Origin of the sequence: Subtercola boreus (assembly GCF_003399625.1) — a bacterium.
GTDB lineage: Bacteria > Actinomycetota > Actinomycetes > Actinomycetales > Microbacteriaceae > Subtercola > Subtercola boreus_C.
The window spans coordinates 74,901-98,506 of sequence record NZ_NBXA01000014.1; the positions used below are offsets into that span (position 1 = coordinate 74,901).

A 23,606-nucleotide genomic window follows, 5' to 3' on the forward strand; every position below is an offset into this window, starting at 1 on the left:
GGCATGTGGCGTGTGGCGCTCTACTCCGAGCCGGTTCTGGATGCCCGCCCCGCCGATCCCACAGGGCTCACCCCGGGCGAAGTGCTCCGGGCCGCGCAGCTGGTCGACCCCGTCGACCGGCACCGTTTCGTCGTGTCGCACCAGCTGCTCCGGCTGGCCATAGCCGACAGTGTCGGTGCCCATCCGGGCGACGTCGTTCTCGACTTCGCCTGTGAGCGGTGCGGTGACCAGCACGGCCGGCCGAGAGTCTTCGCCGGGTCCGGTGCCGTCGCTGGTGCCGGGTTGTCCGAGGTCTCCGTCTCGCTCTCGCGGTCGGCGGGTGCCGCTCTCGTCGCCGTGCTGGTCGCGCCACCGGGGGAGCGGGTGCCGGCGATCGGCGTCGACCTCGAGCGGATCGATGCGGTCGGGTTCCCGGGCTTCGACGATGTGGCGCTGAGCGCGAGCGAACGAGCCTCGCTCGGTGCCGCGGGGCTCGACGCGCACGCCGCGCTCTCCGCTCGTGCCAGCCTCTGGGTTCGCAAGGAGGCGGTGTCCAAGGCGCTCGGAGCCGGCCTGCGCCTGGACCCCCGGCACCTCGAAGTGGCGGGCGCGCTGGTGGGTCGAACGCTTGTTGAGTCGCGCACGTTCACCTGGCACGACGCGGAATCACCGCCCCCCGGTTTCGTGGCCGCCGTCGCCGTCGAAGCGCGCCCGCGCCACACAGTGGCACCGGACACCCGCACCCTCAGCCTCTGAGGGCGAGGCGGCGGCCCGCCCCATCCTCGGCTTGGACCGCGCGCGGGGTGACGTGTCGCTCACAGTCGCCCGGTCAGCGAGACGGGTGGGACGCCTGTGGAGAAACTCTCGACGGCGTGCTCGAGATCGGTGAAGGAGAACAGGTTGCGGGGTGAGGAGAGCTTCATCACCTCGAAGTACACCCCGGTCTTCTCGATGTAGCCGAGCACGCTCTCCGCATTCGTGTCGGGAACACGGCGGTCGCAGATGCGCCACTCGTGATCGGAGAGGATCGAGATCCGGATGTCTGCTGCGAGCGGTGGTGCGCTGAGCTGGTCGGTCACATCAACCTCCTTCGGTCGGGTGCTTGACGTTATACAAGCATTGGTTCGACTCTGACGGCAGCGATTGACAGACGGCTGGGAATGCGCATCGAGAACCCGGAGGATCGAACCGCGATCAGGGGATACTGGGTGGCATGGACACCGTTGACGCCATCGTCGTGGGCTCAGGGCCGAACGGCCTCGCCGCAGCCGTCACCCTCGCCCGGGCGGGCCTCTCCGTGCGGGTGTACGAGCGGGAACCGACGATCGGCGGGGGAGCCCGAACGGTCGAACTCACGCTTCCCGGGTACCTGCACGATGTGTGCTCCGCCGTGCATCCGATGGCCCTCGCTTCGCCGTTCTTCCGCGCGTTCGAGCTCGCCTCGCGGGTGGAGCTCCGGCAGCCCGAGGTCGCCTACGGGCATCCACTCGACGGCGGCAGGGCCGGCATCGCCTACCGGAGCCTCGACGAGACGGCTCGCGGCCTCGGCGTCGACGGGCCGGCCTGGCAGCGGATGCTCCGCCCCTTGGTGTCACGCTGGGAGGGGCTCACGTCGTACACCAGCGGTTCCCTCCTGCGGGTGCCCGAGAGCCCGGCCGCGCTCGCCGCGTTCGGGCTCCGGATGCTCGAGCAGGGCAGTCCGCTCTGGAGCCAGCGCTTCGAGAGTGCGGTCGCTCCGGCCATGATGAGTGGCGTCTCCGCGCACTCGATTCTCCCGCTGCCGGGGCTCGCACCCGCTGCGGCAGGGTTGATCCTCGCCACGCTCGCACACGGCGTTGGCTGGCCCATTCCGGTGGGAGGCAGCCAGTCGATCGTGCAGGCGCTCGCCGACGACCTGATCGCCCACGGCGGCAGCATCCAGACCTCGACAGAGGTCACCAGCCTCGACGAACTCCCGCCGAGCAGGGCGGTGCTGCTGGATGTCTCGCCGCGAGGCCTGCTGTCGATCGCCGGTTCGCGGATGCCGGCGCGCTACGGCAGGGCGCTGTCGCGGTTCCGCTACGGGAATGCCGTCGCGAAGCTCGATCTCGCGCTCAGCGACCCGGTGCCGTGGACGAACCCCGAACTGCGGAAGGCCGGAACCGTGCACGTCGGCGGAACCCACGCGGAGATCGCCCGCGCAGAGGCGATCGTGGCCTCCGGCAAGCACGCGTCGAAGCCCTACGTTCTGGTGTCGCAGCCGGGCGTGGTCGACGCGTCGCGGGCACCGGCGGGGCGGCACGTGCTGTGGGCCTACACCCACGTGCCGCGAGGCTCCGACGTCGACCAGACCGAGACGATCATCGGGCAGATCGAGCGGTTCGCGCCCGGATTCCGCGACACGATCCTCAGCCACGCGGGGCGCACTGCCGTGGGTGAGGAGACGCAGAATCCGAACTACGTCGGTGGTGACATCTCAGCGGGGGCCGCCACGCTGACGCAACTTCTCCGGCGCCCGACGCTGTCGCTCCACCCGTGGCAGACGCCGATGGACGGCGTTTACCTGTGCTCGCAGTCGACGCCGCCCGGTCCCGGTGTCAACGGGTCTGCCGGCTGGCACGCGGCCAGGCGTGCTCTCGCCGTGACCTTCGGTATCCGCCGCGCGCCCCACCTCGGGCTGTAGCCGCAGGCTGTCGGCCGTTCTTCGTAGACTGGGGACCATGACCCAGCCCGCCCCGCTCCGCAAGGTGCGCCCGCCCGTTCCGTCGCTCCATGTCGTGCTGGCACTCGTGATCGACATCGTTCTCGTACTTGCCTTCGTCATCATCGGGCGGGGCAATCACGCCGAGGCCTTCAGCCTTCCGGGCATCCTCACCACCTGGTGGCCCTTCCTCCTCGGACTCGCCGTGGGCTGGCTGGCCACGCGGGCCTGGCGCCATCCGTTCGCACTGGTGCTGCCGGGCATCCCGATCTGGCTGTTCACCGTCGCCGTCGGCATGCTGTTCCGCCTGCTGAGCGGGCAGGGTGTCGCCGTGAGTTTCGTGATCGTGGCGATCATCGTGCTCGGGGTGTTCCTGCTCGGCTGGCGCCTGATCGCCGGGGCGATCCTCCGGAGGCGGGCCCGAGCGCGCGTCGGGCAGGGCCGCGGCGCCCGGTTGTGAGTACGCCGGCCGTGAGTACGCCGGGTGCGAGCGTGTCTTCTGCGGGCATCCCGGCCGCCGGAGCAGCGCGGGTGCGCATCCACCAGTTCTCCGTCATCCAGGCGCTCATGGCCGGGCTCTACGACGGAGCGTTCGCGGCCCGTGAGGTGCTCGCGGTGGGAGACTTCGGGCTCGGCTGCGGCAATGCCCTGAACGGTGAACTCGTCATCGTCGACGGGCAGATCTTCCGCTGCACCGACGACGGCGCCGTCAGCCACGGAGACCCGGATGAGCTGCTGCCCTTCGCCGAAGTCGTGGCCTTCGCGCCGACCCTCCAGCACGAACTGGCCGGATCCGTCGACCGCACCGGTCTCGAAGCCCTGATCAGCGGGCTGGTCGGCAACCCGAACCAGTTCTACGCGATCCGGCTCGACGGTGAGTTCGAGCACATGCTCGTGCGGGAACCGGTGCGGCAGCATCATCCGTACCGCCCGTTGCCCGAGGTGATGGCGGGCCAGCGAGAGATGACGCTGCCCTCCACGACCGGCACGCTTGTCGGATTCTGGGCGCCGCACATTTTCCAGGGCGTGAGTGTGGCGGGCTACCACCTGCACTACCTGAACGACTCGCGCACGCACGGTGGGCACACGCTGGACTACACCGTGACGTCGGGCACCCTGCGCCTGCAGCCGGTCACCGGCATCGAGGTGCACCTGCCCGGCACGCCCGAGTTCGCGGCGGCCGACCTCGGTGCCGCGACGGCCGACGCCGACATCCGCCGCGTCGAGTCCGCCCCCGCCTCCGCCCGCTGACCCGGTTCCGCTGGCCTGACCCCCGCCTCTTCCCGGCCCGCCGGCCCGCCCCCGCCGCCGCCGGCCCGCCCCCGCCCCCGCCGCCGCGCCCCTCGATCCCATCGAGTGGGCAGTTCGGGCCCCGAAATCGACGCGAGAGGGCCCGAACTGCCCACTCGATCGCGATCAAGAGGTGGAGTTCGCGCGAAGCGTGTCCGTGCCCTCCGCGCCGCACAGCCCTCATTCCGCGAACGTCACGCCTGTCAAGACAAGCGCGTGCGCGGGGCGCGTAGCGCAACGCGCCGCAAGATCACCAGGGGGAGGGCGCGTAGTCCTTCAGGAAGACGCCGCTGAGGTCCTCGCCGGCCTCGCCGCGCACCACGGGGTCGTAGACGCGGGCGGCACCGTCGACGAGGTCGAGGGGCGCGTGGAAGCCCTCCTGGGCGAGCCGCACCTTCGTGGGGTGCGGCCGTTCGTCCGTGATCCAGCCCGTGTCGACACTCGTCATCAGGATGCCGTCGGTCAGCATCTCCTTGCCGCTCGTGCGGGTCAGCATGTTGAGCGCGGCCTTCGCCATGTTGGTGTGCGGATGCCCGGGGCCCTTGTATCCGCGAGCGAACACGCCCTCCATGGCCGACACATTCACGATGTACGCACGCCCGGATGCCGCGGCCGAAGCCCCGGCGGCGAGGGAGGGCCGCAACCGGGACACCAGCAGGAACGGCGCCGTCGTGTTGCAGAGCTGCACCTCGAGCATCTCGAGGGGGTCCACATCCTGCACGGCCTGCGTCCAGCTGTTCTCGTGGTGCGTGTCGGGTACGAGCCCGCCCGCGTCGATGGCGGTGCCGTCTGCGAGACGCGACAGGGAGGAGGATCCGGCGGCCAGCGCCAGACCGGAGAGCTCGTCGGCACTCAGCTCGCCCGGCGCCAGACCCGCACCGGCCAGCGCGGCCCCGAGCAGCTCCGATCCGACCAGCTCGGCGTTGGCGTCGGCATCCGAGACCCCGGAGCCGTGCCCGAGCGGGGCGAGTCCCAGCGCGGCGGCGGCCGGCGCGACGACTGCCGCACGCTGCAACAGCGGATGCGCGGCCACCGACGCGGCCAGCGCCTGGGGATGCGCGTCGTTCGTGTGGCCGAACGTGATCATCTCCGGGCCCGGGCCCGGGCCATCGGGCAGCGGTTCGAGTTCCGCCTCGGCGAGCGGCGCGTACGAGCCGGGGGAGCGCTTCACGGTCTGCGCCGCGTTGTTGATCAGGATGTCGAGCGGACCGGCGGCGGCGACCGTCTCGGCCAGCCCGATGACCTGCGCCGGGTCGCGCAGGTCGATGCCGACGATCTTCAGCCGGTGCAGCCAGTCGCCCGAGTCCGGCAGGCTCGAGAACCGTCGCACGGCGTCTCGCGGGAACCGGGTCGTGATGGTCGTGTGAGCGCCATCCCGCAGCAGGCGGAGCGCGATGTACATGCCGATCTTGGCGCGGCCGCCGGTGAGCAGCGCCCGCTTTCCGGTGAGGTCGGTGCGGGCATCCCGCTTCGCGTGGCTCGTCGCCGCGCACGACGGGCAGAGCTGGTGGTAGAACGCGTCGACCTGGGTGTAGTGCTGCTTGCAGATGTAGCAGGGGCGCGACTTGATGAGCGTGCCGGCGGTGGGTGCGGTCGTGATCGCGGCGAGTTGCACGCCGCGGGTCTCGTCGTCGATGCGGTCGGGGGCGCCGGTCGCCGTGTTGGCGATCACGCTGCGGTCGGCGTTCGCGATGGCGTCGCGCTTCTCGTCGCGGCGGTTCTTCTTCACTGACTTGAACATCCTGGCGGTGGCGCGGCGCACGGCGACGAAATCCGGATGCTCGTCGTCGAGCTCGTGCAGGCTCGCCAGAACGCGCAGGGCCACCTCCAGCTCGTGCTGGTCGATGCCCTGTGTCGTGGATGTCGCGTGTTCAGGCAGTTCTGGCGAAGGAGTAGTCATGGGCTCGCAGAATTCTACCCGCGCCCCGATGGTCTGCACAAAAACACACGCGCTCTGCAGATTCGTTCGTTGACGGCCGACGAACGCACGGGCGAGACTCGGAGAGGTTCGCCGGATTCAAGGGCTGAGGTCGAGCGGAGCCGTGGGAGACACTGATGACCGAGCATCCTGGGACCGCACCGAACTCCGGACCGGAACGCCTCCGCCTGCCGCTGGATGGTCGGCGCGCTCTCGTGACCGGCGGCGCATCCGGCATCGGGGAGGCCTCGGCCCGCGCCCTCGCGGCCCGGGGCGCCGAGGTCGTCATCGCCGATCGGGATGCCCGGGAGGCCGCCCGCGTCGCTTCGGACATCGGCGGCAGCAGCTGGGTCGTCGACCTGCAGGACACCCACGCGCTCACCGATGACGTGTTGGCGGCGGAGCTCGGAACCATCGACATCCTGGTGAACAATGCGGGCATCCAACGGGTGAATCCGATTGAGACGTTCGAGGTCGAGGAGTTCCGCGGCATCCTCCGACTCATGCTCGAGGCTCCGTTCCTGCTCATCCGGGCGGCGCTGCCCGGGATGTACGAACGTGGTTTCGGGCGCATCATCAACGTCTCCTCGGTGCACGGGCTCCGCGCGTCGCCGTTCAAGAGCGCCTATGTCTCAGCGAAACACGGCCTCGAGGGCCTGTCGAAGACGACAGCGCTCGAGGGCGGCGAACGGGGGGTCACGAGCAACTGCGTGAACCCGGGGTACGTGCGCACTCCGTTGGTCGAGAAGCAGCTGGCCGACCAGGCGGCCCTGCACGGCATCCCGGAATCCGAGGTGCTCAGCTCGATCATGCTCACCGAGAGTGCGATCAAGCGACTGGTCGAACCGCGGGAGGTCGCGGCGCTGGTCGCCTGGCTGGCGGCCGACGAAGCCGCGATGGTGACGGGCGCGAGCTACACGATGGACGGCGGCTGGTCGGCCCGGTAGGCGCCCGGATTCCCGCCGTGGCCGGCGAGCTCCCCAGTCATCGCCCGGGTGCGCTCCCGCAGGGCGTCGGCAACGGCTGCCACGGCGCTCTGGCGGAGCGACTCCGAGCGCACGACCATCCAGTACGGCAGGTGCTCGTCGTACTCGGCGGGCATCACCCGCACCAGATCCGCGTGCCGGTCGGCCATGAAGCACGGCAGGAACCCGATGCCGGCACCGGCCCGTGTCGCCTCGACGTGCACGAACACGTTCGTCGAACTGATGCCGTCGTGCATGCTCGGCACCAGTCGGCGCGGGGCGTCGAGATCGTCCACCTGCAGGATCGAGTCGATGAAGTAGATCAGGGGATGGCCGACGAGTTCGTCGGTGGAGGACGGGGCGCCGTGGTCGGCGAGGTAGGCCTGCGAGGCGTACATTCCGAGGGCGTACTCGCCGAGCAGGTGCGCCTCGGCCCGGTGCACCTGGGGCTCGCCGACCACGATCTCGATGTCGAGCCCGGAGCGGTGCTGGAGCGCTCGGCGGGTGGCGGTCACGATCTCGGCTCGAAGGAGCGGATGCCGCTGCTGCAGGGCGGCGATCGCCGGAGCGGCGATGTAGGCGCTGAAGCCGTCGGTCGCCGAGAGCCGCACCACGCCGCTGAGCTGTGTCGACCCCGACGGATCGCCGCTGAGCGCCCGTACCGCGTTCTCGACCTCCTCGGCGGCCCGCACGGCGTCCTGCCCGCGATCGGTGAGCTGCCATCCACCCGGCGCCCGGGCGAGAAGTCGTCCGCCGAGGGCGGCCTCCAGCGCGGCGATGCGGCGGGACACGGTGGTGTGGTTCAGCCCGAGCGTCTCGGCAGCCGTCGTGAACCGGCCGCTTCGCGAGACGGCGAGCAGCACCAGCAGGTCGTCGGGATTCGGGCGGGGTGTGGCTGTCGGGCGAAGGGGCCCGCTCTGACGGCCCGTTCGCGGTGCATCGTTCATATCTGCAAGTATGCACACGCGCTCTGCGGAACCGGCTATTGCTGCCCGGTTTTCCTGCAGGAATACTCAGTCCAGCCCCACCACGTCAACGTCGACAGAAGGAGACCCCGCGTGAGCGCATCCACCGGCCCCACAGGCCGCACCTCGAAGGCCGCCCCGGGCGTTCCCTCGAACCAGGCAGAACCCCGGTCATCCGGTCTCAAGAAGATCGTGGCCGCCTCGATGGTCGGCACCGTCGTCGAGTGGTACGAGTTCTTCCTCTACGCGACGGCCGCGAGCCTGGTCTTCGGCAAGTTCTTCTTCCCGAACGCCAACACGGCGCTCGACGGCATCATCGCCGCGTTCATCACCTACGCCGTGGGCTTCGTCGCCCGGCCGCTCGGCGGCATCGTCTTCGGTCACATCGGAGACAGGCTCGGCCGCAAGCACACCCTCCAGGTCACGATCATCCTCGTCGGTGTCTCGACGTTCCTGATGGGCTGCCTGCCCGGCTTCAACGCCGTGGGCTACCTCGCCCCCGCACTGCTCGTCGTGCTGCGGTTCGTGCAGGGCTTCGCCGTCGGCGGCGAATGGGGAGGCGCCGTGCTGCTCGTCGCAGAGCACAGCCCCGACAAGTCCCGGGGCTTCTGGTCGAGCTGGCCCCAGGCGGCCGTGCCGGTCGGCAACCTGCTCGCCACGCTGGTGCTGCTGATCACCGCTGCCGTACTGCCGAACGACCAGTTCCTCAGCTGGGGCTGGCGGATCGCGTTCTGGCTGTCGGCCGTGATCGTCGTCGTGGGCTACTACATCCGCACCCACGTCTCCGAGGCACCGATCTTCCTCGAGGCGCGCGCCGCAGCCGAGGCGGAGAAGGCGAAGAGCTACGGGGTGCGCGAGGTCATCCGCCGCTACCCGAAGGGTGTGCTGCAGGCGATGGGCCTGAGGTTCGCCGAGAACATCCTCTACTACATCATCGTCAGCTTCACGATCGTCTACCTCTCGACCGTGCACAAGTACGACACCAAGTCGCTGCTGCTGGCGCTGCTGATCGCGCACGCGGTCCACTTCGTCGTGATTCCGCAGGTCGGCCGGCTGGCAGACCGCATCGGCCGGAAGCCCGTCTACTTCATCGGCGCCGTGCTGGGCGCGAGTTGGGCGTTCTTCGCCTTCCCGCTCTTCGACACCCTGAACCCGGCCGTGATCGTGTTCGCGGTGACCATCGGGCTCTGCTTCCACGCCTTCATGTACGCCGGACAGCCCGCGATCATGGCCGAGATGTTCCCGACCCGGATGCGCTACTCGGGTGTCTCGCTCGGCTACCAGGTCACCTCCATCCTCGCGGGCTCGCTCGCGCCGATCATCGCCGTGGCACTGCTGCAGGCCTACGGATCGTGGATCCCCGTGGCGCTCTACATCCTCGCCGCCTGCATCATCACGGCGATCACGGTGCTGACGCTGAAGGAGACGCGCGGAGTGTCGCTCCGCCAGGTCGACTCCGACGACGCAGACCGGTGCGGGCTGGCCGTGTCCGGCGCGGCTCCGGCCGGCGCTGCTGCGACCGCGCGCCGCTGACGCGCTGCGCACCTCCCGCCAGGGAGGAGCTGGGCCGATCCGGGTCGCTCTGTGCGCCGGATCGGCTCTCCTCCTCCCGGGGGAGTGAGTTCGCGCAGGTGCGCGGGACGTCAGGCGGCGGTGCCGTAGCCCGGTGCCGCCGCTGCCGCCGCTGCCGATGCCGGTGCCGCGGCGGCCGCGGGCGTGGCGCCCGTCCAGCCGAGGTGCGGCGCGATGCGCTCCGCGATCGTCTGCAGGATGCGCTTGTGCGACGCGAGGGAGCCCTCGGCCGGCAGGGTCACCATCAGCTGTGTGGCCTCCGACAGGGCGGAGTCGGCCAGCAGGTCATCCGTGATCCGCTCGGGCGAACCGTCGAAGATGCGGCTGAAGCGCAGCTTCACGGTCGGGTCGTGGTGGCGGCCGTCGGCGTGCATGCCCGAACGGTAGCCCTCGATGAAGGCGCGGTGCTCGGCCCGGTCGGCGTCGTTCTCGAGCGGCACGATGATCCGCCCCGCCGTGATGCGCGGTGCGCGCGTGCCGGTTGCGGCCATCGGATGCCCGGCGGCACCCTCTCGGGCGACCTCGTTCCGGGCATCCGGAACCGCCTGCCCGACCCGAGCCGCGTATGACGCCCGGTAGGCCCGGATCTGGGCCAGCTGGCCCTCCTCGAACGACACTCCGGTCTCCTCGCCGTTCAGGGTCGACACCTGCAGGTCGAACCCCTGCGCGCCCGTGCGTGCCGCGCTCGCCACGGTACCGGCCCCGTACCAGAGCCGATCGAGCAGCCCCGGTGCGGGCGGCGACACCGTCAGGTCGGTGTTCGCGGGGATGCTCATGAAACCCTCGCCGCTGTTCACGAGCGGAGCACCCGCCAGGGCCTCGCGGAGGCGCAACACACGCTTCTGCGACTCGGCCGAGAAGCCGAGGGGCGAGGATCCGAACACGGGATCGAGGATGCCCGGGGTGGGGATCCCGCTCGACAGCCCGAGTTCGAGCCTCCCGCCGCTCAGGAGGTCGAGCGTCGACGCATCCTCGGCGACACGGATCGGGTCTTCGTAGCGCATCGGCAGCACCCCGGTGCCGAAGTGCATCCGGGAGGTGCGCTGCGACACCGCCGCCAGGAACGTCATCGGGCTCGACAGGTACGGCTCGAAGTGCCGCACGCGCACCCAGCCCGTGTCGTAGCCGAGCTGTTCGGCGAAATGGAAAAGCTGCAGCCCGTTCTCGAGCGCTGCCGCGCCGCCGGCCGGCCCGGCATGGTTCGGAATGAACGAGAGGAAGCTGAGCTGCATGGAGGCCCCGATAGTTGTCGCAGAAATAGTTGTAGCTACATCTTATGCGGATGCTGCCTCGGAAGTAAGCGGGGCGCCCCGTTCCCCGCCCCGCGGCGGCACCGCGGGAGTAGGGCATGATCGAAGCATGACGGATGCCCCCACCACCCCACCCGCATCCGCTGCCCTCTCGCTGGTGAACTACCTGCCCGACCTCCCCGCGCCCGGGCAGCAGGCCGACCCCGACGACCTCTTCGAGCGCTTCGCCGAGTACACGGAATCCAGGGGCCTGACGCTCTACCCGGCGCAGGAGGAGGCGATCATCGAGATCGTCTCGGGCCAGAACCTGATCCTCAGCACCCCGACGGGCACCGGCAAGTCGCTGGTGGCGGTGGCGGCGCACTTCGCGGCTCTCGCCGACGGGCGCCGCACGTTCTACACCGCGCCGATCAAGGCGCTGGTGAGCGAGAAGTTCTTCGCCCTGGTCGAGATCTTCGGGGCGGCCAACGTGGGAATGGTGACGGGCGACTCGAGCGTCAACGCCGACGCACCGATCATCTGCTGCACGGCCGAGATCCTCGCGAACATCGCCCTGCGGCACGGTGCGGATGCTCCCGTCGACCAGGTCGTGATGGACGAGTTCCACTTCTACAGCGACCCCGAGCGCGGCTGGGCGTGGCAGGTTCCGCTGTTGACACTGCCGCGGGTGCAGTTCATCCTGATGTCCGCGACGCTCGGCGACGTGACATGGCTGACGAAAGACCTGACGCGGCGCACCAACCGCGAGACCGCGGTGGTGACGGGCGTCGAGCGACCGGTGCCGCTCAACTACTACTACGCCACCACGCCCGTTCACGAGACGGTCGAAGACCTGCTGAAGACCGGCCAGGCGCCGGTGTACATCGTGCACTTCTCCCAGCTGGCCGCTCTCGAACGCGCGCAGGCGCTGTCGAGCATCCGCATCGTCAGCCGGGAGCAGCGCGACGAGATCGCCGACGCGATCGGCGACTTCCGCTTCACGACGAACTTCGGCCGCACCCTGTCCCGCCTGATCAGGGCGGGAATCGGCGTGCACCACGCAGGCATGCTGCCGAAGTACCGGCGCCTCGTCGAGCAGCTCGCCCAGCGCGGGCTGCTTCGCGTCATCTGTGGCACCGACACGCTCGGCGTCGGGATCAACGTGCCGATCCGCACCGTGCTGCTGACGGCTCTCACGAAGTTCGACGGCGTCCGGATGCGCCAGCTCACCGCGCGCGAATTCCACCAGATCGCGGGGCGTGCCGGGCGTGCCGGGTTCGACACTGCGGGCACCGTCGTCGCGCAGGCGCCTGAGCACGAGACCGAGAACGCCCGGCTCGTGGCGAAGGCGGGGGACGACCCGAAGAAGCTGAAGAAGGTCGTGCGGAAGCGGGCGCCGGAGGGATTCGTCAGCTGGGGTGAGCCGAGCTTCAACCGACTGATCGGTGCGGAGCCCGAAACCCTCACAAGCAGCATGCAGATCAACCACGCGATGCTGCTGAACATCATCGGGCGAGGCTCGGAGGGTGGCATGGTGCGCGGCGCGGACGGCGCGGCAGCGGCATCCGGCGGCGACGGGTTCTTCGACGCCTTCGCCACCGTGCGCGCCCTGCTCGAGGACAACCACGAGCCGCGCTCCCGGCAGCTCGAGCTCGAGCGGCAGGCGCTCGCGATCTACCGCACCCTCCGCACCGCGGAGATCGTCGAGCAGCTGCCGCCCGACGCCGAAGGCAGGGTGGGCATCCGCCTCACCGTCGACCTGCAGCCGAACTTCGCGCTCAACCAGCCGCTCTCGCCGTTCGCGCTCGCGGCCTTCGAGCTCATCAACCTCGACGCGCCGACCTACGCGCTCGACCTCATCTCGGTGGTCGAGGCCACCCTCGACGACCCGCGGCCGGTGCTCAGCGCCCAGCAGTTCCAGGCGAAGGGCGAGGCTGTCGCGGCGATGAAGGCCGAGGGCATCGAATACGACCAGCGCATGGAGCTGCTGGAGCAGATCACGCACCCGAAGCCCCTGGAGGAGCTGCTGGATGCCGCGTTCGAGATCTACAAGGCGTCCCAGCCCTGGGTGGGTGACTTCGAGTTGAGCCCGAAGACGGTCGTGCGGGACATGTACGAACGTGCGATGACGTTCAACGACTACATCGGGTACTACAAGCTGAACCGTTCGGAAGGCCTCGTGCTGAGGTACTTCTCGGACGCGTTCAAGGCGGCTCGCTCCACCATCCCCGACGAGGCGAAGAGCGACGACCTCGTCGACCTGATCGAATGGCTCGGAGAACTCGTGCGCCAGGTCGACTCGAGCCTGCTCGACGAGTGGGAGGAGCTGACGAACCCCACCGAGGTGCAGGGCGAGGCCGACGAGATCGCCGCGCAGGGCCGGGGCGTCACGGCCGTGCTGCCGCCGGCGCCGCACAGTGTCGTGTCGAACGGGCGCGCGTTCCGCATCCTCGTGCGGAACGAGTTGTTCAAACGGGTACAGCTGGCAGGCCTCGACAAGGTCGACGACCTCGGCGAACTGGATGGCCCCCTCGGCTTCAGCCGCGGCGACTGGGCCACGGCGCTCGACGGCTACTACGGCGAGTACAACTCGATCGGCATCGGCGGTGACGCCCGCAGCGCGACCCTCATCACGATCGAGGAGCGCCGCGACGTCTGGATCGTGCGCCAGACCTTCGACGATCCCGACGGCGACCACGACTGGGGCATCGACGCGGAGGTCGACCTGGCGGCCTCCGCCGAGGAGGGGGTGGCGATCATCCACGTCACCGGCGTCAACCGCCTCTGACCCCCCGCCCCCCACCCCACCTCCGGCCCATCGATCCACCGAAAACTGTCGCCGAACGCGCGGCGAAGCGACAGATTTCGGTGGATCGATGCTCAGACCTTGAGGCGGGAGCCCGAGAGGGCGAGCAGCAGCACATCGATGAGGGCACCCGCGATGATCAGCTGGAACAGCAGCCGGCCGGGCGGACGGGTCAGCACCAGCCGAACCCCGAGCGCGGCGACGCCCACACTGAGCACGAGACCGACCACCGTCACGATGTGCGGGCCCGCCCCGACCAGGATCGCCAGCGACGCCACGAGCAGCGCAGCGAACGCCCCGACGCCCGAGATGCGGAGTCCGAGCCGGTGCGGCAGGCCCCGGATACCCGTCTTCCGGTCGGCGTCGAGATCGGGCAGCACGTTGGTGAGGTGGGCGGCGAGCCCCAGCAGGGCACCGGTCGCGATCACCCACCACTCGGCCTCGGCCGGCGGTCGTCCGGCGAGCGTCACGACGGTGGGCAGCAGTCCGAAGCTCAGCATGTACGGCAGCCAGGAGTACGCCGTCTTCTTGACGCCGGCGTTGTAGGCGAGCCCCGACGCCACGAGCACGAGGTGTGGGATCGCCGCGTCGACGCCGAGCAGGAACGAGAGAGGGATGGTCGCCGCCGCCGCCACGATGAAAGCTGTGCGCACGGAGCGGGCCGAGATCTCGCCGGCGGCGATCGGTTTGTCGGTGCGGCCCACCTCGGCGTCGCGCCGTGCGTCGAGCCAGTCGTTCGACCAGCCGATGGCCAGCTGGCCGACGAAGACGGCGAGTCCCAGTTCGATGATCCGCGGCAGTTCGAGTCCGGTCGCGATCGACAGGATGACCGCCAGGGCCGTGACCGCAACGGTCGGTCCGGGGTGCGAGGCGCCGACGAGGGCCTCGATCGGTGACCTGCCGCGACCTTCGTGCCCGCCGAAATGCCCTCCCGCGTCATCCGGCGCGTCGTCGCCGTGAAGCTTGCTCATCAAAACCTCCGGCCACTACGGTTTAGGCGTGCAGCGTCGCCTCTTCCTCACCATAGCCGCAGCAGGTGTCGCTTCGACGCTTGCCGCGTGCGCCGTCGTCTCCTCGCCACCGAAACCGCCCATCGGCCTGGTGACGGACCCGACGGCGACCCCGGGGCCGACCCCGACCCCGACGCCGACGCCCACCCCCACGCCGACCCCCACTCCGACGCCGACCCCCACTCCGACGCCGACCCCCACTCCGACGCCGACGGCGCCGCACCTGGTGAAGGTCGCCCTGCCGGATGGCGCCATCACCGACCTCCCCGGCACGGGCGACCTGCTCGCGTGGACCGTCGACGACGGCTCCGACAGCGAGGTGATCAGAAAGTACGTCGAGTTCGCGAAGGCCTCGGGCACGCGCCTGACCTTCTTCGCCAACGGCTCCTACGAGGGCTGGACGACGAACGCCGACCTCCTCCGGCCCCTGGTGACATCCGGGCAGATCCAGCTCGCGAACCACACCTTCGACCACGTCGACCTCACCGAATGCTCCGACGACGAGGTGATCGAGCAGCTGCAGAAGAACCACGACTTCCTCGAGAAGACCTACGGCGTGGATGTGCGACCGTACTACCGTCCGCCCTACGGCTTCCGCAACCACCGCACCGACCATCTCGCGGCCAGTATCGGCTACACGCAGCCGGTGCTCTGGTACGGATCGCTCTCCGATTCCGGGCTGATCACGACCGAGCAGGTCGTCGGGTTCGCCGACCAGTGGTTCCTGCCGCAGCACGTCGTGATCGGGCACCTGAACTTCACCCCGGTCACGGAGGTCTTCCCCGAGCTCCTGGAGATCATCCGGAGCCGGTCGCTTCAGACGGTCACGCTCGATGACGTCTTCCTGAAGCCTTAGGACGCTACGGTGAGAGCATGCAACGCCGTCACTTTCTCGCAGTCGCCGCGGCCGGTGCTGCTGCCACACTGACGGCGTGCGCGGGGCTCTCGACACCGCCCCCGCCGACCTCTCCGGCCACGAACGGGTCGGCCCCGGTTCCGACCGCGTCAGGCAGTGCCAGTGCCAGCCCCACGGCGACGGCTAGGTCGGCGCCCTCGACGCCCGGCCCGTCCGGTTCGTCGCTCGTGAAGGTCGTGCGTCCCCCCGGCCCGATCACCGAGCTGCCGGGAACAGGTGACCTGCTGGCCTGGACGGCCGATGACGGCGCCGACTCCGACGTCATCGGGAAGTACGTCGGGTTCGCCGTGGCATCGGGGGTGAGGCTGACGCTCTTCGCCAATGGCCGCTTCGGAGGCTGGGCGGCGAACGCGCCTGCACTCCAGCCGCTGGTCGACTCCGGCCAGATCCAGCTCGGCAACCACACCTTCGATCACGTCGATCTCACGAAAGCGTCGGACGACGAGGTCATCCAGCAGCTCCAGAAGAACCACGACTTCCTGTTCGACACGTTCGGCGTGGACTCCCGGCCGTACTACCGCCCGCCCTACGGCCATCGCGACGAACGGACCGATGGCCTGGCCGCGAGTATCGGCTACACCGCCCCCGTGCTCTGGACCAACTCGATCTACGACTCGAAGCTGCTCGACCCCGCGAAGATCGTCGCGCTTGCCAGAAAGTGCTTCCTGCCGGGGCAGATCATCATCGGGCACCTGAACCACGACCCGGTGACCGAGGTCTTCCCCGACCTGCTGGAGATCATCCGGAGCCGCGCCCTTCAGACGGTCACGCTCGACGATGTCTTCCTGGCGTCGTAGCACGCGAGCTCCGGATGCCCGCCGTGCCGGGCGCGTGATCAGTACCAGTGCGGGTTGGTGTTCTGCGAGTGCGCCCAGGCACCGCACGGGTTGCCGTAGCGGCCCGAGATGTAGGCGAGGCCCCAGTTGACCTGCGTGGCAGCGTTCGTCCGCCAGTCGGCGCCGGCCGAGGCCATCTTGTTGCCGGGGAGCGACTGCGGGATGCCGTAGGCGCCGCTCGACTCGTTGTAGGCGTTCAGGCGCCAGCCCGACTCGCGGTTCCAGAGGTTCACGAGGCACTGGAACTGGTCGGAGCCCCAGCCGCGCGCACTGACCTGGCCCTCGGCGTAGTTCTTCGCCCCCTGGGGGTCGCTGACCAGCCCGCTCGGCGGGGCGCTGCTGTCGTTGCCGTTGCCGTCGCCCTGGTTGGCGGCCGCCTCTTTCGCGGCTGCGGCGTCGGCGGCATCCTTCGCGGCCTTCACGCCGAGCTGGTAGTTCTGCTCGACGGCGGCCGTCGTGTCCTTCAAGGTGGCGAGCTGGGCGAACAGGATGTCGCTCTGCGCCTGCTGGGCGGAGACCTCGGCGTCGGCGGCCTGCTCTGCGGCCTGCGCGTCGGCGGCGGCCTGCTGGGCGGCGTCTGCCAGCTGCGTGCGGGCGTCTTCGGCGACGGTGGCCTGGGCGTCGAGTGTGGTCGCGAGGTTCTGGGTCGAGGTGGCCAGGGAACTGAGGCGCGCGGACTGCTGGGTGAGCTTGCTGAGCGTACCGAGCTGGTCGAGCAGCGTGCCGGCCTGCGATCCGCTGAGGAACAGGTTCGCGGTCTGGTTGCCGCCCGAGCGGTAGAGCTCCACCGTCAACTGGGCGAACTGCGCCTTCGCCGTGGCGGCCTTGGCCGTCGCCTCGGCTGCGCGCTGGCGGGAGGCGTCGGCCGTCTGGGTGGCGGACTGCAGGGCGGCCTGCGCGTTGAGGTACTCGTTGCCCTTCTGTACCGCGACGTCACCGAGCTCGGCCGCCTGCTGCTGCAGTTCGTCGATGAGCCCGGTGATGTTCTGCACCTCGGCGGCCTTCGTCGCCTCGTTCTGCTTGGCGGCGTTGACGTCGTCCCAGCTGGGGTAGTCCGTACGCACGGCGAGCGAGAGGATGCCCGGGGCAGTCGTCGCCGCTGCCGAGGGCGACGGGGCGGAGAGCGCCGGGGCAGGCGTCGCGGAGGCGGCGACGGGCACGCCGACGCCCGCCGAGACCGCCAGGGCGGCGGCGACGACGAGGCGCAGCGATCGATTCATTCCTCTACGCTATGCGACACCGGGCGAAAACGGGGATGCCCACGCTGCCGATCAGCTGAAGATCGGATCCCGGGTGCGGCTCCGCTTGAGCTCGAAGAAGCCGTCGAAGCTCGCTGCCGCGACGATGCCGTCCCAGAGCGTCAGGGCGATCTCGCCGGTCGGGGCGGGGGAGATGACCGGCCCGAAGAACGCGATCCCGTCGACCGACAGGATGGGCGTGCCCACATCCTGGCCGACCAGGTCGATACCGCTCGAGTGGGATGCCCGCAGTTCGCTCTCGAAACGGAACGGTTCACCGGCAGCGGCATCCGGAGCCTCGTTCGCGAGGTCGGCGGGCAGTCCGGCCTCCTCGAGCGACTCGGCGATGATCGCGTCGACGTCGCTTCTCTGGCCGAGATGGATCCGCGTGCCGAGGGCGTCGTAGAGCGGCTTGACGAACTCCTGGCCCTTCAGCTCCTTCACGGCAGCGACGAGCTGGGCGTACCGGAGTGCGCGGGGGAAGAATGCGCGGTGGGCGTCGTCCATGTCGTTGTTCTCGTTGAGGATCGCGAGGCTCATGATGTGCCAGGTGACATCGAGGTCGCGGTGGGTGGAGACTTCGTCGACCCATCTCGACGTCATCCAGGCCCAGGGGCAGGAGGGATCGAACCAGAAATCGACACGTGTTGTTTGCTCAGCCATGACCCCACTCTGCCACTCTGGAAGGGCACGGCGGCAATTCAATACATTCGCATGCAAAAAGGCTTGCGCTGGCTGGAGTTACCGTTATTGTTGTACTTACAAGTTTTTGATGTTCGGCTCAGAAGGAAGAAACCATGACTGACACCTACACGATTCCCGGCCACAAAGCGGGCACCTGGACCATCGACCCCTCGCACAGCGAGGTCGCCTTCAGCGTGCGCCACCTGCTGATCAGCAAGGTCAAGGGCAAGTTCGAGAAGTTCGACGCCACGTTCGTGACCGGCGAGAGCCCCCTCGACACCAAGCTCACCGCGTCGGCCGACATCGAGTCGATCAACACCGGTGACGCCAACCGCGACGGTCACCTCCGCACGAACGACTTCTTCAACGCTCCCGAGTTCCCGACCATCACGTTCGTCTCGAACAGCGTCGTCGCCGAGAAGGACGACCTCAAGGTCACCGGCGACCTCACGATCAAGGGCGTCACCAAGACGGTCACGTTCGACGTCGAGTTCGGCGGCTTCGGCAACGACCTCTACGGCAACTACAAGCTCGGCCTGACCGCCAAGACCGTGATCAACCGCAACGACTTCGGTGTGAGCTGGAACGCTCCGCTCGAGGCCGGCGGAGTGCTCGTCGGCGACGACGTCACCATCACGATTGACCTGCAGGCGTCGCTCCAGGCGTAACCCGTCCTCCCGCGCGCTCGCGCGACCCGGCCGTCGGCCCTCCCCCGGGAGGCCGGCGGCTTTTTCGCCTCCATCGGAGCTTCAGCTCGTCGGAACTCCGAGAATCGCATCCGACAGCAGGGGGGCGACCAACTCGGCGTATTGCGGAGTGATGTGTGTCGAATCCCTCTTCACCGGAGTCGTGCCCACAAATGCGGGGCACCGGGCGTTGGTGCAGAACCACGTGAGGGTGTTCACGAACGTACGCTGAGGTGCGTCACCCACGCGCTTTTCGGCTGTGGCGAAGCTCGCCCATTCTGCGGGCGGGGAGAACACACAGTCCCGGGGCGAGCTGACCCGGCTGGCACAGGACTGAGGATCTGTGCCGCGCGGGGGCTGCGAGAGCATGACGATGGTTCCCACGCTGCCCTCGATCTTCGCGAACTGGGAGTCCAGGGCAGCTGCCCAGTGATCTGTGGCTGTGGCATAGCCCGCACTGCTGGCGAATTCGGTCCCGTAGACGTTGCTCGAGATCACCAGGGCCGGATGGAGCCGATTGATAGTCTCGACCACTTCCTCCTTGTGCCCGGGGCAGGCACCGGTCACGCCCTCGTCAGGGTTGACGGTCTCCGCATCGACGAACGGACAACCGATCATCGCCAGTGACACCACTGTCCAGCCCTGGGGTTCGAGGGCCGCGCGAATGCCCGGCAGCCAGGCGACAGCGATCGAGTTGCCGACGACCACAGCGGTCTTCGCCGGATCGGCGACCGTGATCGAGCTGCAGTCCTTGCCCTGGGGGTTCGACGGAGCGCATCCGTTCGCGTCGACGGGGTCGAACGAGAGCGTGGCGAGATCGTCGATGCCCGGGCTGAGCTCGGGCCAGGCCGTCGCGGTGAGCGCCTGCTTGATCTGGGTCTGCAGGGTCGCGGCGAATGTCTCGGGTGCGGCCGGTGTCGTCGAAGCGCTGGGGGCAGCGCTGGGCGGCATGGCCGCAAGGGCTGGAGTGGGAGCGGGGACGGGCACGGAGAAGGCCGCAATGACGAGCACGGTTGCGCCTGCTATCACCACGCCCAGAACGCTGAGCGCCAGCGGCGAAGACTCGCCGAGTCGTCGCCTGGCCGGCGGTCGGCGCCGACTCCTCCCGCCCGTCTTCGGCTCCAGCCACGCGGATCTGCGGAGGGGATCTTCGACCAGGTGGTACGACAGCACGGACAGGGCGGCGATGGCCGCCAGGGTGGTGGCCCAGAACACGGCCGTGTCGCCCGCCATGAACTCTCCGATGAAGATGATCAGGGGGAAGTGCCATAGGTAGAGCGAGTACGAGATGTTGCCGAGATAGGTGGAGACAGGATTCATCAGGGGCCAGAGGAAGCGCTGGGGGCCACCCGTGCCTGCGACGATCGTCAGGGCCGTCGACGCAACCGGCAGGGCCGCCCACGGCGCGGGAAAGGCGAAGTCGGCGCTCACGACGAACAGCGACACGAGGATTCCGGCCAATCCGATCCACCCGAGAACGGGCCGGACGGCGTTCGGTATCCCGGCGAACGCTCCCGCGAACACGGCCACGGCCGCGCCGATCCCCAGCTCCCACACTCTCGAGAACGTCGAGAAGTAGGCCAGGGTCGGGCTTGTACGGGTCTCGTAGAGCGACCACGCGAAGGAACACATCGTGATCACCACGATCGCTACGCCCACTGTGCGACGCGCAGCGATGGTGGAGCGGCCGGCACGCCGGGTGACGAGCGCGAAGATGAGCAGCATCAGCCATGGCCAGACGAAGTAGAACTGCTCTTCGACAGACAGGGACCAGAAGTGCTGCAGCGGGGAGACCGGCCCGTCGGCCTGGAAGTAGTCTGTGCCCGCTGCGGCGAAGTGCCAGTTGGACGCGAAGACGGTGGCCCAGACTCCATCCCAGAGCGTCTGGTCGAAGCGGATCCGGTTGAAGATGAAGAAGGCCGCCACGACCGAGGCGAAGACCACCATCGTCGCCGCGGGCAGAATCCGTTTCAGGCGCCGCCGGTAGAAACCGACGAACGAGATACGCCCCGTCTTCTCGTGCTCCCGGAGAAGCAGACCGGTGATCAGAAAACCGCTGATGACGAAGAAGACGTCGACACCGACGAAGCCTCCGGCCGGCCACGCGAACAGGTGATCGGCGATGACGGCCACGACGGCCAGCATGCGGAGGCCCTGGATGTCCGGCCGGAACACGCTCTTCCTCGAAGCGCCCTGACCCCCGCTGGTGCCCGCTCTGTTCCCCCGAGGCCCATGGTGGACGTCATTCACAATTGATGACACGCATCCCCCTGTTCGACCACATCTTCGCCCCCCGAATACGACGTTTTCCTGCCGAAATGACGTGCTACCGCAGGTTCTGGCCGCCTGTTTCGCGCCCAGTGTGGCATCGAAGCCCACCCCGCGCAAAGCAAGCGTCGGGGTCGGTTGGTGGCCCAGAGGCTGGTGCCAGGTGCGTCAGGAGTTGAGAGTCAGGCCGAGGTAGGCGCAGTAGCGGGCGGCGGCGCGCGCGATGCCGGCGGCCTGCTCGGCGCCGAGCGGCTCGAACGGGGCCGGTGTCACCGTCACGCGGGCAGCGCCGGCCTTTCGCGACCAGGTTCCGACGACGCGCCCGCCGGCGACGATCGTGGGCAGGAACATCCCGTTGCCGCCGGGCACGATGCGCTCGGAGTACTCCGCCGCCAGCACGGCGCTCCGATCCGTGTAGCCGAGCAGGTACTCGTCGAAGCCCGGCAGCAGGTGAACCGTCGAGCGAACCGGGGCCTCCGCGAGTGCGCCGGCGGGCATCCAGTACTCGACGCCGTCGACCGTGAAGGATTCGAGGCGGCCCTTTGCCGCATCCAGTCCCGCCTTCGCGTCGGGCACGAGCAGGTTCGACCACCAGAGGAAGTCGCGGAGCGAGGCGGGCCCGTGGCTGGTGAAGTAGCGGAGGGCCAGCTCCCGCACGCCCTCCTCGTGACTCAGGCGTCGTGGATGCCCGATCCACTCATCGAGCAGAACGAGTGCCTGCGCGGTGCCGACCATGGGCCCGAAGCAGAGTGTCTTCGTGTGGCTGAGGTACCAGAGCAGGTGCGATCCCCGGTTGGACGCTGTGTCGATGCCGTGCGAGCGGAACTCGGCGAACAGCGCGTCACGGGTGAGCGAGCGCCCGCCCTCGAGCGCTCCCACCGCCACAGTGCGCGCCCTCTCGAAGGTCTCGGAGTCGAGCCCGAGCTGGCGGTGACGGGTCGCCGCGCCGGTGATGGTGCGCGTCGCGGTGAGATCGAGCATCCACCCGAGGTCCTCGGCGGCGACGAGGTGCAGTGTTCCGCGGAACGGCCACGACCGCACGACCTCGCCTCTGTTCAGGGCATCGTCGACGGTGCGGAGCGTGGCCCCGGGGGAGCGGAGCGCGACCGACCATTTGGCGCCCGGCAGGTCCTGCGCCTGCAGGGCCCCGAGGCGCCGCACGACATCGACGACACCGGCACGTTCACCGGAGCCGCTGCGGCGCTGGATGCCCTGGCCAACCAGTCGCAGCCGGGCCAGGCTGCTCGCCTCGCGTGCCTTCACGGCACACTCTCAGACAAGGCAGACTCTCAGACACGGAACGGCTTCAGACACGGCACAGCTTCAGAGCAGCTCGGCGGCCCGCAATTGCTGCGCGAGGCCGGAGCCGTCGGGGGCGTACATCCAGAGCGCGTCGGATTTCGCGCTCATCGATTCGGCCTTGGACCGGCCTCCGGCCAGCACCGCCTCGCTCGGGGAGAGTTGACGGATCGCGATGGCCGCGACATTGCCGGGGTGCTGCTGCTCGAACTCGCCGTAGATCTCCTCGTCGTGCTGCCCGTCGTCGCCGATGAGGAGCCAGCGCATCGCGGGGAACTCCTCGGCGAGCCGGTGCAGGTTGTCGCGTTTGTGCTCCCGGCCGCTGCGGAAGAGGCGATCGTGCGTCGGTCCCCAGTCGGTGAGGAGAAGAGGGCCGGTGGGGTAGAGGTTCCGGGAGAGGAACCGGCCGAGCGTCGGGGCCACGTTCCAGGCACCCGTCGAGAGGTAGATGGTGGGGGATCCCGGATGCTCGGAGGCGAGCCGATCGAGCAGCACAGCCATGCCGGGCGTGGGCATGCGGGCGTGTTCGTCGAGCACGAAGGTGTTCCAGGCGGCCAGCAACGGCCGGGGGAGCGCGGTCACCATGACGGTGTCGTCGATGTCGCTCACCACGCCGAAGGTGGCGTCCGGGGAGATGATGAAGACCGACGAATCGACGGGCTCGGAGTCCTCGGCCCGCAGGGTGATGGTGTGCCAGCCGGGTTCGAGGGCCGCGGGCACGACGGCATCGACGACACCTCCGCGGTCGGCCTTGACCTGGTGTTCCACGCCGCCGACCGTCACCGTGACATCCACCTCGTTGATGGGCACCGCCGTGAAACTCCGCCAGCCGCGGACGAGTTCCTCGCGGCGGCCGATGAGGGGGAGGCGCCGGCGCGGCTTCCGGTCGTGCGTCAGGAGCACGCGGCAGAGGATCCGCACCCACTCTGTGGAGCCGTAGCCCCTGTAGGGCACGACCGTGGTCTCGTAGCCGCGCTTTCTCGCCCGGTTCTCCCGGAACTCGTGCAGGGCGTCTTCGACACGGGCGGCGCGGTGCAGGATGCGTTCGGGCGTGACCCTGGCACCCGCGAGGCCTGGAGGGAAGGGTCGTACCGGTTCGTCTGCCACCGTCCCAGTCTGTCAGACGTCTCAGCGAGACGCCTGATCGCTGGAACCCGGAGCTGATTCCTGGCAGATGATGGAGAAGTTCTCAAGAACCAGCACGTATTGTCACTGCACCCGCAGGGACGACGGGTAACATGAGACTTACTTGAACACGTGATGAA

The 23,606-nt window shown here is 69.1% G+C and carries 20 protein-coding genes; 10 read left to right on the plus strand and 10 right to left on the minus strand.

Annotation, left to right across the window (positions count from 1 at the left end):
• Positions 1–3: 3 nt before the first annotated feature.
• Complete coding sequence (locus B7R21_RS06775) at positions 4–735, plus strand: 4'-phosphopantetheinyl transferase family protein (protein ID WP_116282483.1); 732 nt, start codon at positions 4–6, stop codon at positions 733–735.
• 59 nt (positions 736–794) lie between these two features.
• Here B7R21_RS06775 and B7R21_RS06780 read toward each other — a convergent pair whose 3' ends face one another.
• Entirely contained in the window at positions 795–1,058 is a 264-nt protein-coding gene (locus tag B7R21_RS06780) for a hypothetical protein (protein WP_116282484.1), read from the minus strand.
• A 134-nt stretch (positions 1,059–1,192) separates the two neighbouring features.
• On the opposite strand from B7R21_RS06780, the gene B7R21_RS06785 reads away from it, so the two are divergent.
• From B7R21_RS06785 to budA, 3 genes are read left to right on the plus strand one after another with little or no spacing between them, the layout of a single operon-like run.
• Complete coding sequence (locus B7R21_RS06785; protein WP_116282485.1) at positions 1,193–2,641, plus strand: phytoene desaturase family protein; 1,449 nt, start codon at positions 1,193–1,195, stop codon at positions 2,639–2,641.
• Positions 2,642–2,678: 37 nt separating this feature from the next.
• Complete coding sequence (locus tag B7R21_RS06790) at positions 2,679–3,119, plus strand: DUF3054 domain-containing protein (protein ID WP_116282486.1); 441 nt, start codon at positions 2,679–2,681, stop codon at positions 3,117–3,119.
• A gap of 32 nt (positions 3,120–3,151) precedes the next feature.
• Positions 3,152–3,910: an acetolactate decarboxylase gene (gene budA, locus B7R21_RS06795; RefSeq protein ID WP_172592081.1), complete on the plus strand. Its 759-nt coding sequence runs from the start codon at positions 3,152–3,154 to the stop codon at positions 3,908–3,910.
• A gap of 289 nt (positions 3,911–4,199) precedes the next feature.
• On the opposite strand, the gene B7R21_RS06800 is transcribed toward budA, so the two are convergent.
• Complete coding sequence (locus B7R21_RS06800; RefSeq protein ID WP_116282488.1) at positions 4,200–5,849, minus strand: SDR family NAD(P)-dependent oxidoreductase; 1,650 nt, start codon at positions 5,847–5,849, stop codon at positions 4,200–4,202.
• A 155-nt stretch (positions 5,850–6,004) separates the two neighbouring features.
• Between B7R21_RS06800 and B7R21_RS06805 the strand changes: the two genes are divergently transcribed.
• Positions 6,005–6,814 carry a 3-hydroxybutyrate dehydrogenase gene (locus tag B7R21_RS06805; RefSeq protein WP_116282489.1) on the plus strand — a complete coding sequence of 270 codons (810 nt, stop codon included), beginning with the start codon at positions 6,005–6,007 and terminating at the stop codon, positions 6,812–6,814.
• Here the strand turns inward: B7R21_RS06805 and B7R21_RS06810 are convergent.
• Positions 6,781–7,779 (minus strand): LysR family transcriptional regulator, encoded by a 999-nt coding sequence (locus B7R21_RS06810; RefSeq protein ID WP_116282490.1) that lies wholly within the window; start codon positions 7,777–7,779, stop codon positions 6,781–6,783. The genes B7R21_RS06805 and B7R21_RS06810 overlap by 34 nt on opposite strands.
• 207 nt (positions 7,780–7,986) lie before the next feature.
• Between B7R21_RS06810 and B7R21_RS06815 the strand changes: the two genes are divergently transcribed.
• Positions 7,987–9,330: an MFS transporter gene (locus B7R21_RS06815; protein WP_301182556.1), complete on the plus strand. Its 1,344-nt coding sequence runs from the start codon at positions 7,987–7,989 to the stop codon at positions 9,328–9,330.
• A gap of 110 nt (positions 9,331–9,440) precedes the next feature.
• On the opposite strand, the gene B7R21_RS06820 is transcribed toward B7R21_RS06815, so the two are convergent.
• Positions 9,441–10,601 carry an LLM class flavin-dependent oxidoreductase gene (locus B7R21_RS06820; RefSeq protein WP_116282491.1) on the minus strand — a complete coding sequence of 387 codons (1,161 nt, stop codon included), beginning with the start codon at positions 10,599–10,601 and terminating at the stop codon, positions 9,441–9,443.
• Between the two features lie 127 nt (positions 10,602–10,728).
• Between B7R21_RS06820 and B7R21_RS06825 the strand changes: the two genes are divergently transcribed.
• Positions 10,729–13,386: a DEAD/DEAH box helicase gene (locus tag B7R21_RS06825; RefSeq protein WP_116282492.1), complete on the plus strand. Its 2,658-nt coding sequence runs from the start codon at positions 10,729–10,731 to the stop codon at positions 13,384–13,386.
• A gap of 92 nt (positions 13,387–13,478) precedes the next feature.
• On the opposite strand, the gene B7R21_RS06830 is transcribed toward B7R21_RS06825, so the two are convergent.
• Positions 13,479–14,375: a UbiA family prenyltransferase gene (locus B7R21_RS06830; protein ID WP_116282493.1), complete on the minus strand. Its 897-nt coding sequence runs from the start codon at positions 14,373–14,375 to the stop codon at positions 13,479–13,481.
• Between the two features lie 28 nt (positions 14,376–14,403).
• Between B7R21_RS06830 and B7R21_RS06835 the strand changes: the two genes are divergently transcribed.
• The gene (locus B7R21_RS06835) at positions 14,404–15,270 is read left to right on the plus strand and encodes a polysaccharide deacetylase family protein (protein ID WP_116282494.1); all 867 of its coding nucleotides are present in this window, start codon (positions 14,404–14,406) and stop codon (positions 15,268–15,270) included.
• Positions 15,271–15,287: 17 nt separating this feature from the next.
• A complete protein-coding gene (locus B7R21_RS06840) occupies positions 15,288–16,127 on the plus strand; it encodes a polysaccharide deacetylase family protein (RefSeq protein WP_116282495.1) in 840 nt (279 codons plus the stop codon).
• A gap of 38 nt (positions 16,128–16,165) precedes the next feature.
• On the opposite strand, the gene B7R21_RS20405 is transcribed toward B7R21_RS06840, so the two are convergent.
• Together B7R21_RS20405 and B7R21_RS06850 are read right to left on the minus strand one after the other, a co-directional pair.
• Positions 16,166–17,386 (minus strand): hypothetical protein, encoded by a 1,221-nt coding sequence (locus B7R21_RS20405; protein WP_216364152.1) that lies wholly within the window; start codon positions 17,384–17,386, stop codon positions 16,166–16,168.
• 51 nt (positions 17,387–17,437) lie between these two features.
• Complete coding sequence (locus B7R21_RS06850) at positions 17,438–18,067, minus strand: DsbA family protein (protein ID WP_116282496.1); 630 nt, start codon at positions 18,065–18,067, stop codon at positions 17,438–17,440.
• A 134-nt stretch (positions 18,068–18,201) separates the two neighbouring features.
• Here B7R21_RS06850 and B7R21_RS06855 point away from each other — a divergent pair, with 134 nt between their 5' ends.
• A complete protein-coding gene (locus tag B7R21_RS06855; protein WP_116282497.1) occupies positions 18,202–18,756 on the plus strand; it encodes a YceI family protein in 555 nt (184 codons plus the stop codon).
• A gap of 81 nt (positions 18,757–18,837) precedes the next feature.
• Here B7R21_RS06855 and B7R21_RS06860 read toward each other — a convergent pair whose 3' ends face one another.
• From B7R21_RS06860 to B7R21_RS06870, 3 genes are all read right to left on the minus strand, one after another.
• Complete coding sequence (locus B7R21_RS06860; protein WP_116282498.1) at positions 18,838–20,949, minus strand: acyltransferase family protein; 2,112 nt, start codon at positions 20,947–20,949, stop codon at positions 18,838–18,840.
• A gap of 261 nt (positions 20,950–21,210) precedes the next feature.
• Positions 21,211–22,305 carry a winged helix DNA-binding domain-containing protein gene (locus tag B7R21_RS06865; protein ID WP_116282499.1) on the minus strand — a complete coding sequence of 365 codons (1,095 nt, stop codon included), beginning with the start codon at positions 22,303–22,305 and terminating at the stop codon, positions 21,211–21,213.
• Between the two features lie 60 nt (positions 22,306–22,365).
• A complete protein-coding gene (locus B7R21_RS06870) occupies positions 22,366–23,448 on the minus strand; it encodes an App1 family protein (protein WP_253259677.1) in 1,083 nt (360 codons plus the stop codon).
• Positions 23,449–23,606: the final 158 nt, after the last annotated feature.